11 protein-coding genes and 2 tRNA genes are annotated in these 13,628 nt (G+C 66.5%); 6 read left to right on the forward strand and 7 right to left on the reverse strand.

Translation table 11 applies throughout. The features are described 5' to 3' along the window. Window positions 1-2,028: a poly-beta-1,6 N-acetyl-D-glucosamine export porin PgaA gene (pgaA, locus tag LZ605_RS00785; protein ID WP_249843470.1), complete on the reverse strand. Its 2,028-nt coding sequence runs from the start codon at window positions 2,026-2,028 to the stop codon at window positions 1-3. 344 nt (window positions 2,029-2,372) lie between these two features. Next, window positions 2,373-3,578, reverse strand: a complete 1,206-nt coding sequence (locus LZ605_RS00790; RefSeq protein WP_249843471.1) for a CynX/NimT family MFS transporter — start codon at window positions 3,576-3,578, stop codon at window positions 2,373-2,375. Window positions 3,579-3,822: 244 nt separating this feature from the next. On the opposite strand from LZ605_RS00790, the gene LZ605_RS00795 reads away from it, so the two are divergent. The 4 genes from LZ605_RS00795 (at window position 3,823) to LZ605_RS00810 (ending at window position 6,547) form a co-directional block, all read left to right on the forward strand. Then, window positions 3,823-4,161: a hypothetical protein gene (locus LZ605_RS00795; RefSeq protein ID WP_249843472.1), complete on the forward strand. Its 339-nt coding sequence runs from the start codon at window positions 3,823-3,825 to the stop codon at window positions 4,159-4,161. A gap of 2 nt (window positions 4,162-4,163) precedes the next feature. Further along, window positions 4,164-4,964, forward strand: coding sequence for a Tox-REase-5 domain-containing protein (locus tag LZ605_RS00800; protein ID WP_249843473.1), 801 nt, complete (start codon window positions 4,164-4,166; stop codon window positions 4,962-4,964). Then, window positions 4,961-5,710 carry an Imm52 family immunity protein gene (locus LZ605_RS00805; RefSeq protein WP_249843474.1) on the forward strand — a complete coding sequence of 250 codons (750 nt, stop codon included), beginning with the start codon at window positions 4,961-4,963 and terminating at the stop codon, window positions 5,708-5,710. The genes LZ605_RS00800 and LZ605_RS00805 overlap by 4 nt, the downstream gene beginning before the upstream one ends. Window positions 5,711-6,193: 483 nt before the next feature. Then, a complete protein-coding gene (locus LZ605_RS00810; protein ID WP_249843475.1) occupies window positions 6,194-6,547 on the forward strand; it encodes a hypothetical protein in 354 nt (117 codons plus the stop codon). Between the two features lie 132 nt (window positions 6,548-6,679). Here the strand turns inward: LZ605_RS00810 and LZ605_RS00815 are convergent. The 5 genes from LZ605_RS00815 to LZ605_RS00835 all read right to left on the reverse strand — a co-directional run bounded on the left by LZ605_RS00815 (window position 6,680) and on the right by LZ605_RS00835 (window position 9,956). Further along, window positions 6,680-6,756 (reverse strand) — tRNA-Pro (locus tag LZ605_RS00815). 140 nt (window positions 6,757-6,896) lie between these two features. Then, window positions 6,897-6,973 (reverse strand) — tRNA-Pro (locus tag LZ605_RS00820). A gap of 55 nt (window positions 6,974-7,028) precedes the next feature. Continuing rightward, complete coding sequence (cydX, locus tag LZ605_RS00825) at window positions 7,029-7,145, reverse strand: cytochrome bd-I oxidase subunit CydX (protein ID WP_008268311.1); 117 nt, start codon at window positions 7,143-7,145, stop codon at window positions 7,029-7,031. 54 nt (window positions 7,146-7,199) lie between these two features. Then, window positions 7,200-8,351, reverse strand: a complete 1,152-nt coding sequence (gene cydB / locus LZ605_RS00830) for a cytochrome d ubiquinol oxidase subunit II (protein WP_107230965.1) — start codon at window positions 8,349-8,351, stop codon at window positions 7,200-7,202. A gap of 15 nt (window positions 8,352-8,366) precedes the next feature. Then, on the reverse strand, window positions 8,367-9,956 hold the full coding sequence (locus LZ605_RS00835; RefSeq protein ID WP_107230964.1) for a cytochrome ubiquinol oxidase subunit I: 1,590 nt from the start codon (window positions 9,954-9,956) through the stop codon (window positions 8,367-8,369). Window positions 9,957-10,184: 228 nt separating this feature from the next. Here LZ605_RS00835 and cydD point away from each other — a divergent pair, with 228 nt between their 5' ends. Beyond that, window positions 10,185-11,930, forward strand: coding sequence for a thiol reductant ABC exporter subunit CydD (cydD, locus tag LZ605_RS00840; protein ID WP_249843476.1), 1,746 nt, complete (start codon window positions 10,185-10,187; stop codon window positions 11,928-11,930). Continuing rightward, on the forward strand, window positions 11,927-13,600 hold the full coding sequence (gene cydC / locus LZ605_RS00845; RefSeq protein ID WP_249843477.1) for a thiol reductant ABC exporter subunit CydC: 1,674 nt from the start codon (window positions 11,927-11,929) through the stop codon (window positions 13,598-13,600). Before cydD ends, cydC begins: the two co-directional genes overlap by 4 nt. Window positions 13,601-13,628 lie beyond the last annotated feature (28 nt).

The following is a 13,628-nucleotide window of genomic DNA, read 5'->3' on the forward strand; positions in this document are numbered from 1 at the left end:
TCAGTCTCCCCAGCGCAATGCGGCTTCGAAGCCGAGATGGCGTTCGCGGTGGCCGTCGTAGACCGGCCGCGACCAGCGCACGCCGTACTCGAGCACACGGCCCGGCCCCAGCTGCCACTCATGCTGGTAGGACACCGATGGCACCAGCGCGCTGCCGAAGCCGTCCTGCCAGTAGTCCCCCAGCGAAACCGTCAGCCGGTGCCGGAAGTGGCGTTCGTAGTGCCGCCACAGTTGCTGGTCGATGCGCAGCCCGATCTCGACCATGCGGTCGCGTGACGGGTTGAAATAGGGCGCATCAGCGCGGCTGCCGCGACTGGTGTAGGCACTGGCCAGGCCGTCGACCAGCCAGCGCGGTCGGGTCAGCAGGCGCTGCTCGAGGGCGGTACTGAACAGCTCGCGATGATTGCCGTCGTCGTAGCGGAAGCGGCTGGCGCCGAACATCCAGTGGGTCAGCTCACTGCGCCGGTAGTCCACCCGCGCGCTCAGGCTGTCGGCGGTGATGCCGGCAACGCGCGCCTGCATCGACGCTTCCGGGTCATTGCGCGCGGCCGCAAGGCCGGCGTGCCAGTAGTCGTTGAACTGCCAACCCACGCCGGCGCGCAGGCCGGTATCACCCACATGGTCATTGGCGCGCAGCACGGCCGCTTCCGCATCCAGCTGGCCGAAGCGGTAGCGCACGCCTGCGCCGAGCCAGAGCGGGTCGATGCGCTGGTCCTGGAAGTCGACCGAGCGCCGGTCGGCAAAGGCAAACAGCCGCCAGCGATCGTCCAGGATCGGTGACTGCACTTCCACGCCATAGCGACGATCATTGTTGCCCAAGGGTGAAGTGCCGCCACCACCGGAACTGCGTCCGATGTCGGTCCATGCCTGCACCTGCCACCCGCGATGCACGCGCCACGCCTGGTCCATGCGCTGCACCGCCGGCTGGGTCGGGTAGCGCGCGACCAGGTCGTCGTGCAGCGGTCGCGCCAGGTCATCGCGCTGCAGGGCGACGTAGGCCTCTTCCATGCCCAGCCGCGCTTCCACGTCACGCGGGTCGAGCGCGTGCGCCATCTGCTGCCGCTGCAGGGCCCGGCGTGGCCAGCCGCGCATCATGTACACGCTGCCCAGTGCGCTCTGCAGGCCGCCGTTGCCCGGCGCGATATCCACCATCGATTCCAGGTCGTGCTGCGCGGTGGACAGATCGCCGCTGTAGGCGCGCACCATCGCCAGATTCAGGTCGGCCTCGTAGCGCGACCAGTTCGCATACGGCGATTTGCCATTGCTCCAGCGCCAGGCCGGTTCCTTGTCACGCCACGCCTGCAACAGCTCAATGGCTTTCTCCTGCTGCTCGCTTTCCAGGTAGGCGTAGGCCAGTTGCGAGTGCGAGGCATCGCGCGTGGGGTCGCCGGCCACCGCGGCCTGCAGTACCGGAATGGCTTCCTGCGGGTGCAGCGTTCCCATCAGTGAATCGCCCACCGCAGGCAGCACGTAGTCGGGCAGCGTGTGACCCTCGGCCTGCAGGGCGCGTGCTTCCTCGCGTACCTGGGCGTGGCGCCCCAGCCGGTTGAGCAGGATCAGGCGGTCCATGCGGATGCGCAGCGGAGCCTGGGCCGGTGGCGTGCCTTCGCCGCCAAGATAGCGCTGCATGCGCGCCAGCGTGGATTCGGCCTCTTCCAGGCGGCTGTCTTCGCTGCGGCTGTAGGCCAGGCTCCAGACCACCAGCTTGGCCAGATAGTCGCCCTCCAGGCGTTGCTTCTGGGCAGCGTCGAACAGCTGTGGCCGCTGCTGGTAAAGCTCCCAGGCGCGCCACGCATTGCCGATGTCGCCCAGGGTCAGGACGCGCAGTTTGAACAGCAGGTCGTCATTGGGCTGTTGTTGGCTCGCCCGTTCGATCGCGCCCAGCGCGTCCAGCCAGCGGGCCTGGTCACGGTAGCGGCCGATCTCGGCCAGCGCCGCCTCGCGGTCCGGCGGCGCGGCACCGCTGGCCCAGGCCAGCGCGGAGCAGGCGAGGCCGACGCAGAGCGCCAGCCGGCGGTGGACGACCATTGGGGACCCCCTTGGCTTCCTGACCAGACAACCGTGAAAAATGTGACGCACATCACATGCCAGATTTCTGGATGGCCGTGCCCTGCGTCACTCCCTTCGTGCACTCCCGCCCAGTCAGGACGGGTACAACCCGGACAGCGACCCGCGATGTCATGTCTTGAACGAGAATCCCCCGCGCACCGAGTGGTGGCCTGGGCGGCCGGGCCGCCCCCGTGCCCAATGCCGGCACGCGGCAAGGATGGGCACTCGTGGGCACTATCCGCCCGGAATTGTCAGTTGCGCGTCAAATTTCCCGGAAAGGCGGGTAAGCGCCCGTCGGGACCGGCCAAGGTGGCCGGCACGGCTTACCAGAGGTCTTCCAGCTTGCGCGGTTTGCACGCCACCCAGGAGGCGCACAGCATCAGCGTGGCGCAGCCGAACAGGAAGCTGAACGGGAGCGTCCAGCCGTCGCTGACGGTGTGCAGCCAGCCGACCAGGAACGGCCCCAGGCAGCTGAAGCTGTAGCCCACGCCCTGCATGAAGCCGGACAGCGCCGCCGAGCCGGTGGGGGTACGCGTACGCAGGTTGATCAGGGTCAGCGCCAGCGGGAACGTGGACGGGCCGACGCCGAGCAGGCAGGCCCACAGCAGCGGGGCCTTCATCGGTGCCAGCAGCAGGCCGGTGAAGGCGATCACGAACGAGAAGAAGCCGATCAGCACCAGCGGGAACGGGTTCTGCAGGCGCACCGCCATCGACGGAATGACCAGCGAGGGCAGCAGGCCCAGCGCCGAGAACACCGCCACCATCACCCCGCCGAAGGCCGGCGAGCCGCCGGCCTCCACCACGATGCGCGGCAGCCAGGTGAACATCGAATAGGTCATCAGCGAGGTCATGCCGAACATCAGCGTCATGCTCCAGCCCAGCGACGTGCGCCAGACCTTGCCATGCGGCTGCGCGGAGGGGTCGGTGGCATCGGCCTGCGGCTTCGGCGCGCGCCGGGCCAGCATCAGCCACGGCAATGCGGCGGCCAGCGCCAGCAGAGCCCACATGCCCAGCGACACGCGCCAGCCGGCGGCGTTGGCCACCGGCACCGCCAGCAGGGCCGGGAGCATCGTGCCCAGCTGCAGCACGCTGATGTAGAGCGTGCTCATGGTGCCGACCTTGTTGGCGAAGTAGCGCTTCACCAGCGGCGGCACCACCACGTTGCCGATGCCCATGCCGGCCAGCGCCAGCACCGAACCCAGCAGCAGCGTGCCGACATTGCCGGCGCTGGAGCGCAGCAGCAGGCCGGCCATCGCCATCACCATCGCCAGCAGCGTGGTGCGCTCCAGGCCCAGGCGCCGTGCCAGGGCCGGTGTGGCCACGCCGAACAGGGCGAACGAGGCGGTCGGCAGCATGCCCAGCACGCCGGTCATGGTGGTGCCGAAGCCGAACTGCTGGCCGAGCACGTCCAGCAGCGGCGTGATCGAGGTGACGGCGGTGCGCAGGTTGACTGCGGCCAGCAGGATCGCGGCGAAGGCGAGCAGGCGCCCGTGCAGCAGCGACGGCGAATCGGAAGGGGAGGAGCTCATCGGTGGTCCTTGCAGGTGACGCACGCCGGAGTGCTGGCATGCAGGGCCGGCATCGGTCTACGCCGACGCGGCAGGGTGGGGGAGGCGCCATTGTACGTGGCTGGCGGGGCCCGGTCCTGTCGGCGCGATTTGTCGCGATCTGCATCGCTGGAGGGCGGCGGTTGATGTGCGTCACGTATTCGCCGCAATCCAGCCAAACCCTTGCAGTGCCAGCCTGCGCCCGTGCTGATGCGGGAGGCACGCTGTGTTCGACGCCGCGTTACAGGAGGCCCTGCTGCGTCTGCCTGACCCCTCCACCTTTTTCCAGTTGTTGTGCCGGGAGATTCGCGAGGAGTACCCCGGCAGGGTGGGTCATCTGAGCGATGGCGCATTGATGGATGAGGTAGTGCAAAGCCATGACCATGCCGCCTACGTGCTGCGCATCACTCACCTGCAGGTGCTGGTGCGCTGGGTGAAGGCGGACGTGGCGTGGGCGCGCGGCTTGCGGGCCGTCCCGGCCGCGGACATGTGGATGCGCACCGCGAAGGATCCGAATCTGGCAGCAGCTGATCTGCTGTCGAATCTGGCAGGACACCAGGAGTAACGATGGGCACCAGAATCATCGGCCCGCGGCCTTGGCTTGGGCCCGGCATGGGAGGCGGCAACGGCGGCGTGGATGAAGACGGCCATCCGGTGGAACCCCACGGTGGGCCGACCACCGGTGACGTGGTCGATGGCATTCGCGATGTGGTGGATGGCATCCAGCGGCGGGTGCGCGGTGAAGCCAAGCCGGATGCGCGCGCTGAGCCGAAGGTCAAGGCGCGGGAGGTGGACTGCTCGCAGATGCCCGACGAAACCGCGTGCAACGAGTGCCTGCTGAAGGAGGGGTTCATCGGTCCACCCCTGACCCCGCGCTATGTGACCCAAAGCAATCTGATCAATTACGAGTATCAGCTGTACATCGCCAATCTACGCTCGGCACCACTGCGGTTTGGTTTCATGGTCGCCGACAAGGCGGATCCTGATCGGCGGTTGTTCTCGGTGGATACGTTGTTTGACTACCTTGAACGCGGTGGGTTCTCACGCACCGTGCAGGAGTGGCACTTCAACGCTTGCGAGTTTGATGGGTTCTGGTTGAAGGACTGCACGGTGGTGGAGGCGAAGGGGAGGTATGACCAGTTTCTGGATGAACATGGAGACGTGAAGTATGGCTTCGTTCGGCAGAGTGTCTTCGGTCCATGGCGCGAGCAAATGGATAGGCAGCGTGCCGCGATTGGGATCGCCGGGGCATCAGCCAAACTTTTGTGGTGTTTCATGCAGCCGCGGGTGATGAGTGCGGCGATAACAATGGATTTTGTCGATCCACTTCTCTGCAGGTACGAGCCGTTCTTTGGAGGAAATGCATGATTCTGGGCGCTCAAGCCAATCTGCGCACAAAGCCGACCTCCCGTACACCCGAGGAGGTGCTGAGTAGGGCCAGGGGACTTACCCAAAGCCTGGCGCGGACGCACTCATTATTGAAGAGCTGGTATGCGTTGCCCTCGGGTCCCGCAGATAAGTATGTGTCCCTGCAAGACGCCGATGCCTTGCTGGGTTCAATGAGGAGCCGTATTGAGAGCAGTCGTAGCCGTTTCGGCCACTATGAAGAGCTTGGAGCTTCATTGATGCTGGCCAACGTTGACAATGATCGGGATTGGCGAAAGCCCGGTGTGGTTGTGCTCGACTTGAACCCAACATCAGGACGCAATAGTTTCAGTATTAAAGGGATCGCAGCCTTCGGAGAAGCTGCTTCGTCAGTCATGCTCAATGCATTGATCGAATCGGTGAAGGCGATTCAGCCAGAATTCGCTTGTACAGATGTCAAGGCTAGAACGCTCGAAAATGAACTTGTTAACTACCAGATCAGCCGGCGTCTGTATCAGCACCGTCAGTTCTTTGGCTGGATGGGCTTCGTGCCCGCGCAGATCACCCACGCGCAGATCCGCGACGCACACTCGGTCCATCCGGTTGATGGCCTGGGGACGGTGATCGTCTCTGTACCGGGCGTGTTCGACCCCACCGACGACGCGCAGGTCGACAAGGTGCACCGCGTCGAAATGGATCTGGCCAGCTACGACCTGCTGCCGGTGACAGATCCCCACTTCAAGGGCTGAGCACAGCCACGACCGGCCCTCACCCTCACGCAACGCCTCTGCCGCGCGCAGGGTGACGTAATCCGCACGACTCTCATCCTGCTGCAAGGCACAGCGACGCTAGTGGCTTAACACCCGCCAAGCCTTTGCGCCGCTTCGTTCTGGACGTCTACAGGCGCTGTGCAACAATGTCGCGAATCGTACGAATTGTTGCGGTGGCGTGTTTGCCCATTGGCGCATCGTGCGTTGGCGTTTACACCTTCGCATGCCACCGGAAAAGGGTGGCCGGGACTGCAAACCCGAGCTTCAGCGTGTTTTACGCTTGCCAGCCGGCGTCGCTTCGCGCGGCGCCGGCTGGCATTCCGTCCGCGTTCCATGGCGGGCGGTGCGTGGGGATGTGCGCAAGCACATCCGCCCGAACGCTGAGGCCGGGTTTTTGCAGCCACGTATCGCCCGCCGCCCTTGTCTGGCGGCATCACCGTGTTCCTTGCATGGAGAATGCCCATGAAGACCTCTGATACTTCTTTCCCGCCCACCGGTCACGCGCCGGCCAATGCCGACGCGGCAGGCGAGCCCATCACCTTCGTCGCGCAGTTGCGTGGTATCGACAGCGGGGGCGCGTCCGATGGACGGCCCTGGCCCGAACGCCAGCTCAATCCCGGCCGTTGCATGGCCCTGGCCGATGCCGATTGCGCATTGGCCGGGCTGCTCACCGTGCATGCCATTCTGCTGGCGGCCGAGCGGGCGCGGCAGGATGGTGGGCCGGACCAGGACGTGGGCGACCGCGTGATCGAGGGTCTGATCCAGGCCAGTCGCGCGCTGGGCCTGTACGCCGGCCTCAACGTGCGGCCCTGCTGACGTCGGGCCGTGTGACGGGGCAGGGCGGCAGCCTTGCCCCGTTGCAGCGCTTCACAGGCAGGGCGCCCGAACAACAGGCACAAAAAAACCCGGAGGACTGTCGTCTTCCAGGCTTCTTGGTGACCACCGAAGTGGTCGGGGAGACAGGATTCGAACCTGCGACCTCTACGTCCCGAACGTAGCGCTCTACCAGACTGAGCTACACCCCGAAGGGAGCCGCCTATTCTAGCGATCTACCCCGATGGCGGCAAGGGGTAAATGCTGTTTTCTTCACACTGCCGAAGCAGTGCCACTTCAGGGAACAAAAAAGCCTGGACGACTTCACCAGGCTTCAATGCGACCACATGAGTGGTCGGGGAGACAGGATTCGAACCTGCGACCTCTACGTCCCGAACGTAGCGCTCTACCAGACTGAGCTACACCCCGAAGGAGCCGCCTAAGATACCGTGTGAAGGCCAAGGCGGCAAGGCTTTTTTACGGCTCAGTGACGATTTTCCTTCTCGATGCGGTTCTGCTCGCGGGCTTCGAACCACATGCCGTTGAGGATGGCCACCGTCGAGGCGAGGCCGGCACCGAGAATCCAGGCGAAATACCACATGGTCAATCTCCTTTGTTCAAGGGGTGTGCCGAGCGTGGCCCGGCACACCGTCAATCAGTATGCGTTCGGGTTGTTGCCCATCTCTTCGCTGGTGGTCTTGCCCTTCAGCACGCGGTACACCCAGGTGGTGTAGGCGAGGATGATCGGCAGGAACACCGCCGTGGCCAGCAGCATGATCCACAGGGTCAGGTGGCTGGACGAGGCGTCCCACACGGTCAGGCTGGAGGTGGGCTGGCTCGAGGACGGCAGCAGGAACGGGAAGATGGCAAAGCCGACGGTCAGGATGATGCCGGCGATGGCCGCACCGGAGGCGATGAAGGCCAGACCGCCGCGACGGGCGCGCAGCAGCACCGCGCTGGCCAGCAGGCCAGCCAGGCCCAGCAGCGGCGCCAGGATCGTGGCCGGCATCGTGCTGTAGTTGCGCATCCAGCCACCGGCGGCGCCGAGTTCGGCGGTCTTCAGCAGCGGGTTGGTGGCGCCATCGGTGACCACCTGCGAGGTGATCTGGTAGCCGGGCAGGCCGAAGGCCACCCAGGCACCGCCCACCGCGAACAGCACGAAGGCGATGATCGCGGCGATGCTGCCGAAGCGGGCCGCACGCTCGGCCACCGGGCCGTCGGTCTTGATCACCAGCATGGCGGCACCGTGGGCGACCAGCATCGACACGCTGAGCAGGCCGGCCAGCAGCGCGAACGGCATCAGCAGACCGAAGAACGAACCGGTGTAGAAGATGCGCATGCTGTCATCGAAGTGGAACGGCACGCCCAGCAGCACATTGCCCACCGCCACGCCCATGATCAGCGCCGGGATGAAGCCACCGATGAACAGCGCCCAGTCCCAGGTGTTGCGCCAGCGTTCGCTGGGCATCTTGCTGCGGAACTTGAAGCCGACCGGACGCAGGATCAGCGCGAACAGGATCACGAACATCGCCAGGTAGAACCCGGAGAAGCTGACCGCGTACAGCGGCGGCCACGCGGCGAAGATCGCACCACCGCCCAGCACCAGCCACACCTGGTTGCCTTCCCAGACCGGGCCGATGGTGTTGATCACCAGGCGGCGCTCGGCATCGTTGCGGGCGACGAAGGGCAGCAGGGTGCCCACGCCCAGGTCAAAACCATCCATCACGGCAAAGCCGATCAGCAGGATGCCGAGCAGCAGCCACCAGATCACGCGCAGCGTGGTGTAGTCCAGAAGAATGAAATCCATCGTGGTTCTCCTGCCTCAGGCCTGGCCGGCGGCGGGCGCCGAGGCATTGTGGGAAGCATGCGGCTGGGGCGACTGCAGCGACGGCAGCACCTCGTCCGGACCCTTGCGGATCGCCTTGAGCATCAGCTTGATCTCGACCACGATCAGCGCGGTGTAGATCGCGGTGAAGCCGGCCAGGGTCAGCACGATTTCGTGCAAGGCCAGGCCCGATGCCGCATAGAACGTTGGCAGCACGCCATCAACCGCCCACGGCTGGCGACCGTACTCGGCCACGAACCAGCCGCATTCGATGGCGATCCACGGTGCCGGCAGCGTCCACAGGGCCACCTTGAGGAACCAGCGCTTGTCCTGGAAGTTGTTGCGGCAGGAGTAGTAGAAGGCCAGTGCGAAGAAGGCGATCAGGTAGAAGCCGAGGCCGGCCATCACGCGGAAGGTCCAGAACAGCGGCATCACGCGCGGCACGGTATCCATCGCCGCCTGCGAGATTTCCTGCGGGGTGGCGTTGAGGATGTCATCGCGGTAGCGCTTGAGCAGCAGGCCATGGCCCAGATCCTGCCAGTGGCGGTCGAACATCTCGCGCGCTTCGACGTCGTTCTTGTTGGCACGCAGGCGTTCCAGCGCACCGTAGGCCAGCTGGCCGCCACGCACGCGGTGTTCGGCACGCTCGACCAGTTCCAGGATGCCCGGGATCGGCTGGTTCAACGAACGGGTGGCGATCAGGCCCATCAGGTACGGGATCTTTACCGCGTAGTCGTTCTGGTGGGTCGTCTGGTTCGGGATGCCGAAGGCGGTGAAGTCGGCCGGCGCACGCTCGGTTTCCCACATCGCTTCGATCGCGGCCAGCTTCATCTTCTGGTGTTCGCTGGCGGCGTAACCGCTCTCGTCACCCAGCACCACCACCGACAGCGAGGACAGCAGGCCGAACGCCGCGGCGACCGCGAACGAACGACGGGCCAGGTCCTTGTGCTTGTTGCGCAGCAGGAACAGGGCACTGATCGCCATCACGAACACCGCACCGGTCACGTAGCCGGCGCTGACGGTATGCACGAACTTGGCCTGCGCCACCGGGTTGAACACCACCGCCATGAAGTCGACCACTTCCATGCGCATGGTTTCCGGGTTGAACACCGCACCGGTCGGGTTCTGCATCCAGCCGTTGGCGATCAGGATCCAGATTGCCGACAGGTTGGTGCCCAGCGCCATCAGCCAGGTCACCATCAGGTGCTTGACCTTGCTCAGGCGGTTCCAGCCGAAGAAGAACAGGCCGACGAAGGTGGCTTCCAGGAAGAACGCCATCAGGCCTTCGATGGCCAGCGGCGCACCGAAGATGTCGCCGACGTAGTGGCTGTAGTAGGACCAGTTCATGCCGAACTGGAATTCCATGACGATGCCGGTAGCGACGCCCATGGCGAAGTTGATGCCGAACAGGACGCCCCAGAACAGGGTCATCCTGCGCCAGATCTCCTTGCCGGTCATCACGTACACGCTCTCCATGATGGCCACCATGAAGGACAGGCCGAGGGTGAGCGGTACGAATAGGAAGTGGTACATCGCGGTCAGCGCGAATTGCAGCCGCGACAGTTCTACGACTGTCTGATCAATCATGGCCTGGCTACCTCGTTGGATAGTGCCGTTGCAGGTGGCGGGAAGGGTGGTCTACGACGTGAATGATGTGACCGACTACTTCAGAAAGCCTTGATCCAGATCAATGTATGAACAGGTCTGCGAAGGGATCGTATGCGAACCCGATGAAGACTGCGACCGCCGGCCGCAGGGGCGGGCTGTTGCCTGCGCCTACAATGCCGTGTCTCCCCCGTTGACCGTGAAGACCCCTTGAGCGCTGCCGAAACGACTTCCGCCAGTCTGTCCCCGGACGCTGAAACCACCCGTCAGCGGCGCGCGCGCACGGCCTGGCTGGCCGATCTGGCGCGGCCCGCACGCGGTCGTCAGCGCCTGGCCGCGTTGTGCATCAGCGTGTCGGGCGCGTTGCTGATCGGGCAGGCCGCCAGCATCGCCTGGCTGGTGCAGCAGGTGCTGGTGGAGCATGCCGCGCTGGCGTCGGGGCTGCCGGTATTGGGTGCGCTGGCGCTGATTCTGGTGCTGCGTACCCTGTTGGGCAGCGCCACCCAGGCGGCGGCCGGCGATGTGGCCGATGCCGCACGGCTGGCATTGCGCGAGCGTGTGTTCGCCCGCCTGCTGGGCCATGGCCCGCTATGGCTGCGCCAGCGCCGCACCGGCGAGCTGGGCGAACTGATGCTGCATCACGGCGATGCGATTGAGAATTATTACAGTGGTTTCCTGCCGGTACGGACCGAAGTGGTGGTGGTCCCGCTGCTGATCCTGGCCGCAGTGGCCTGGGTCGACTGGGTGGTGGCGCTGATCCTGCTGTTCACCGCACCGCTGGTGCCGTTCTTCATGATGCTGGTGGGGTGGGGCGCCGAGGCCGCCGGCCGTGCGCAGCTGGGAGAGCTGGCGCGGATGAGTGGCCATTTCGCCGACCGCATCAAGGGACTGGGCCTGCTGCGCCTGTATGGCCGCGGCGAGGCCGAGCTGGAGGGCATCGAGGCGGCGGCCGAGGGCGTGCGCGTGCGTACCCTGAAGGTGCTGCGCATCGCTTTCCTGTCGTCCACGGTGCTGGAATTCTTTGCCTCGGTGAGTGTGGCGATGGTGGCCTTGTACCTGGGCCTGAGCTACCTGGGCATGATGTCGCTGCACGCCAGCGTGCCGAGCCTCGGCGCCGGTCTGTTCTGCCTGCTGCTGGCCCCGGAGTTCTACGCCCCGCTGCGGCGCCTGGCCGCGCACTACCACGACCGCGCCAATGCCTTGGCCGCCGCGGCCGAAGTAGAGCGTCTGCTGCAGTCGTTGCCCGATGAGCAGAACCTGGTCGAGAACGAGACCGTACCGCTGGCGGTGGAGCCGGCCGAGGCCGCATTGCCGCCACTGCAGGCGCGCGGCCTGGTGCTGCGCCCGCTGGGTGCGCCGCAGGATGTACTGCAGAATCTGGACGTGCTGCTGGAGCCGGGACAGCGGCTGGCCCTGGTCGGCCCCAGTGGCAGTGGCAAGAGCACGCTGCTGGAAGCGCTGGCCGGCTGGTTGCCGCCGCGCGCCGGAAAGTTGCAGGTGCGCCCCGGCGTCCAGGTGGCCTATGCCAGCCAGCGCCCGTACCTGTTCCACGGCAGCATCGCCGACAACCTGCGGCTGGCCGATCCCGGGGCCACCGACGCGCGCCTGCGTGCGGTCGCCGAGGCCGCGCAGGTGCTGCAGTTCGCACAGCGCCTGCCGCAGGGGCTGGATACGGTGATCGGCGAGCGCGGTTTCGGCCTGTCCGGTGGCGAAGCACGACGCATCGCCCTGGCCCGCTTGCTGCTGCGCGACCCGCAGGTGCTGCTGCTGGACGAACCCACCGCCTTCCTCGATGCCGATACCGAAGCGGCACTGCTGCGCAGCCTGGCCGCGTATGCGCGCGGGCGCAGTGTGGTGGTGGCCACCCACAGCCCGACCGTGATCGCCTGGGCCGACCGCTGCCTGCTGCTGCCAGAAGGTCGCCTGGTCGAACCGGCGCAGGCGGTGCGCGCATGAACCGTTCGCCCGATTCGCTGCGCGCGGTGTTCCTGCGCCATCGGCCGCGCCTGCTGCTGACCGTGCTGCTGCTGTGGACCACGATGCTGGCCGGTACCGCACTGCTGGGCCTGTCCGGTGGTTTCCTCACCGCGGCTGCGCTGGCCGGTGCGGCCGGGCTCGGCCAGGGCTTCAACTTCTTCTCACCGTCGGCCGGTATCCGTGGCCTGACCATGGCCCGGATCGTGTCGCGCTACTTCGAGAAGCTGGTTGGCCACGACGCCACCCTGCGCATCGCCCGCGACCTGCGCGTGTGGTTCTTCCGCCGCGCGCTGCCGCTGGCACCGGCCCGGCTGGGCGCCACCCGTACCGGCGACCTGCTGGCACGCCTGCTCGGTGACATCGGTGAGGTCGATGGCCTGCTGGTGCGCGCCATCGGTCCGCTGCTGGCGCTGGGCGGATTGTCGCTGGTGGCGATTGCTTCGGCGGCGATGATCCTGCCATCAGCGGCGCTGCTGCTGGCGGTACTGGCGGTGCTGATCGCCTTCGGTGTGCCGTGGCTGGGCGTGCGCGGCCGCGATGATGAAGAGGCCGACCGCGCCGCGCATCGCGCCGCGCTGCGCACCGCCGCCTTCGAGGGGCTGGAAGGCGTGGGCGATCTGGCCGCGCTGCATGCCGATGCAGCGTGGCAGCTGAAGGTGCGGGTGGCGGCCAAGCAGCTGGCCTCGCGCGACCGGCGCCGGCGCTGGCGATTGATTGCCGGCTCCACGCTGCATGGGCTGGTCGCCGGGCTTGGGCTGGTGGCCATGCTGGCACTGGCCCTGCACGCTGCCGAGCAGCAGCGCATCGCGGCGGAAATGGCGGCCGGCCTGGTCTTCCTCACCGTCGCGCTGATCGAGCTATGGGCGGGCATGGGCCTGGCCTGGCAGTCGCTGCAATCCGGGCGCATCGCCGCCGATCGCCTGCAGGCCATTGTCGAGCAGCCGCTGACGGTGGAGGACCCGCAGGCGCCGCAGCCGGTGCCGCAGGCGGCGCGTGTGCACTGGAATGACGTGCACTTCCAGTGGCCGGGTGCAGCGCGGCCGGTACTGGCCGGTGTACAGCTGACCCTGGCGCCGGGCGAACGCATTGCCGTGCGCGGTGACAGTGGCTGCGGCAAGACCACGCTGTCCAGTCTGCTGCTGCGCCTGTGGGATCCGCAGCAGGGACGGTTGACCTATGGCGGCCGTGATCTGCGCGATTTCGCCCAGGCCGAATGGCATCGGCAGCTGGCCTGGCTGCCGCAGAACGCACCGGTGTTTGCCGGAACGGTGGCCGAGAATCTGCGGCTGGGCGATCCCGATGCCAGCGACGCCGCGCTGTGGGCGGTGCTGCGCCGGGTACGCCTGGGCGAATGGGCCGAGCACAACGGTGGCCTGCAGACCTGGGTGGGCGAGAACGGCGCGACGCTGTCGGCTGGCCAGGCGCGGCGCCTGGCACTGGCGCGTGCGCTGCTGCGCAACGCGCCGATCCTGCTGCTGGACGAACCGACCGAAGGCCTGGACGTGGATACGGCGCGCGCGCTGTTGCAGGATCTTTCCGCGCTGCTGGACGGTCGCAGCCTGCTGATGATCACCCACGATGATCTGCCCGGAGGCGTGGTGGATGCGCAGTACCGGATGCGTGATGGGGTGCTGGTCCGCGAAGCGTGAATGGTAGTGCCGGCCGCTGGCCGGCACT

Origin of the sequence: Stenotrophomonas maltophilia (assembly GCF_023518235.1) — a bacterium.
Lineage (GTDB): Bacteria > Pseudomonadota > Gammaproteobacteria > Xanthomonadales > Xanthomonadaceae > Stenotrophomonas.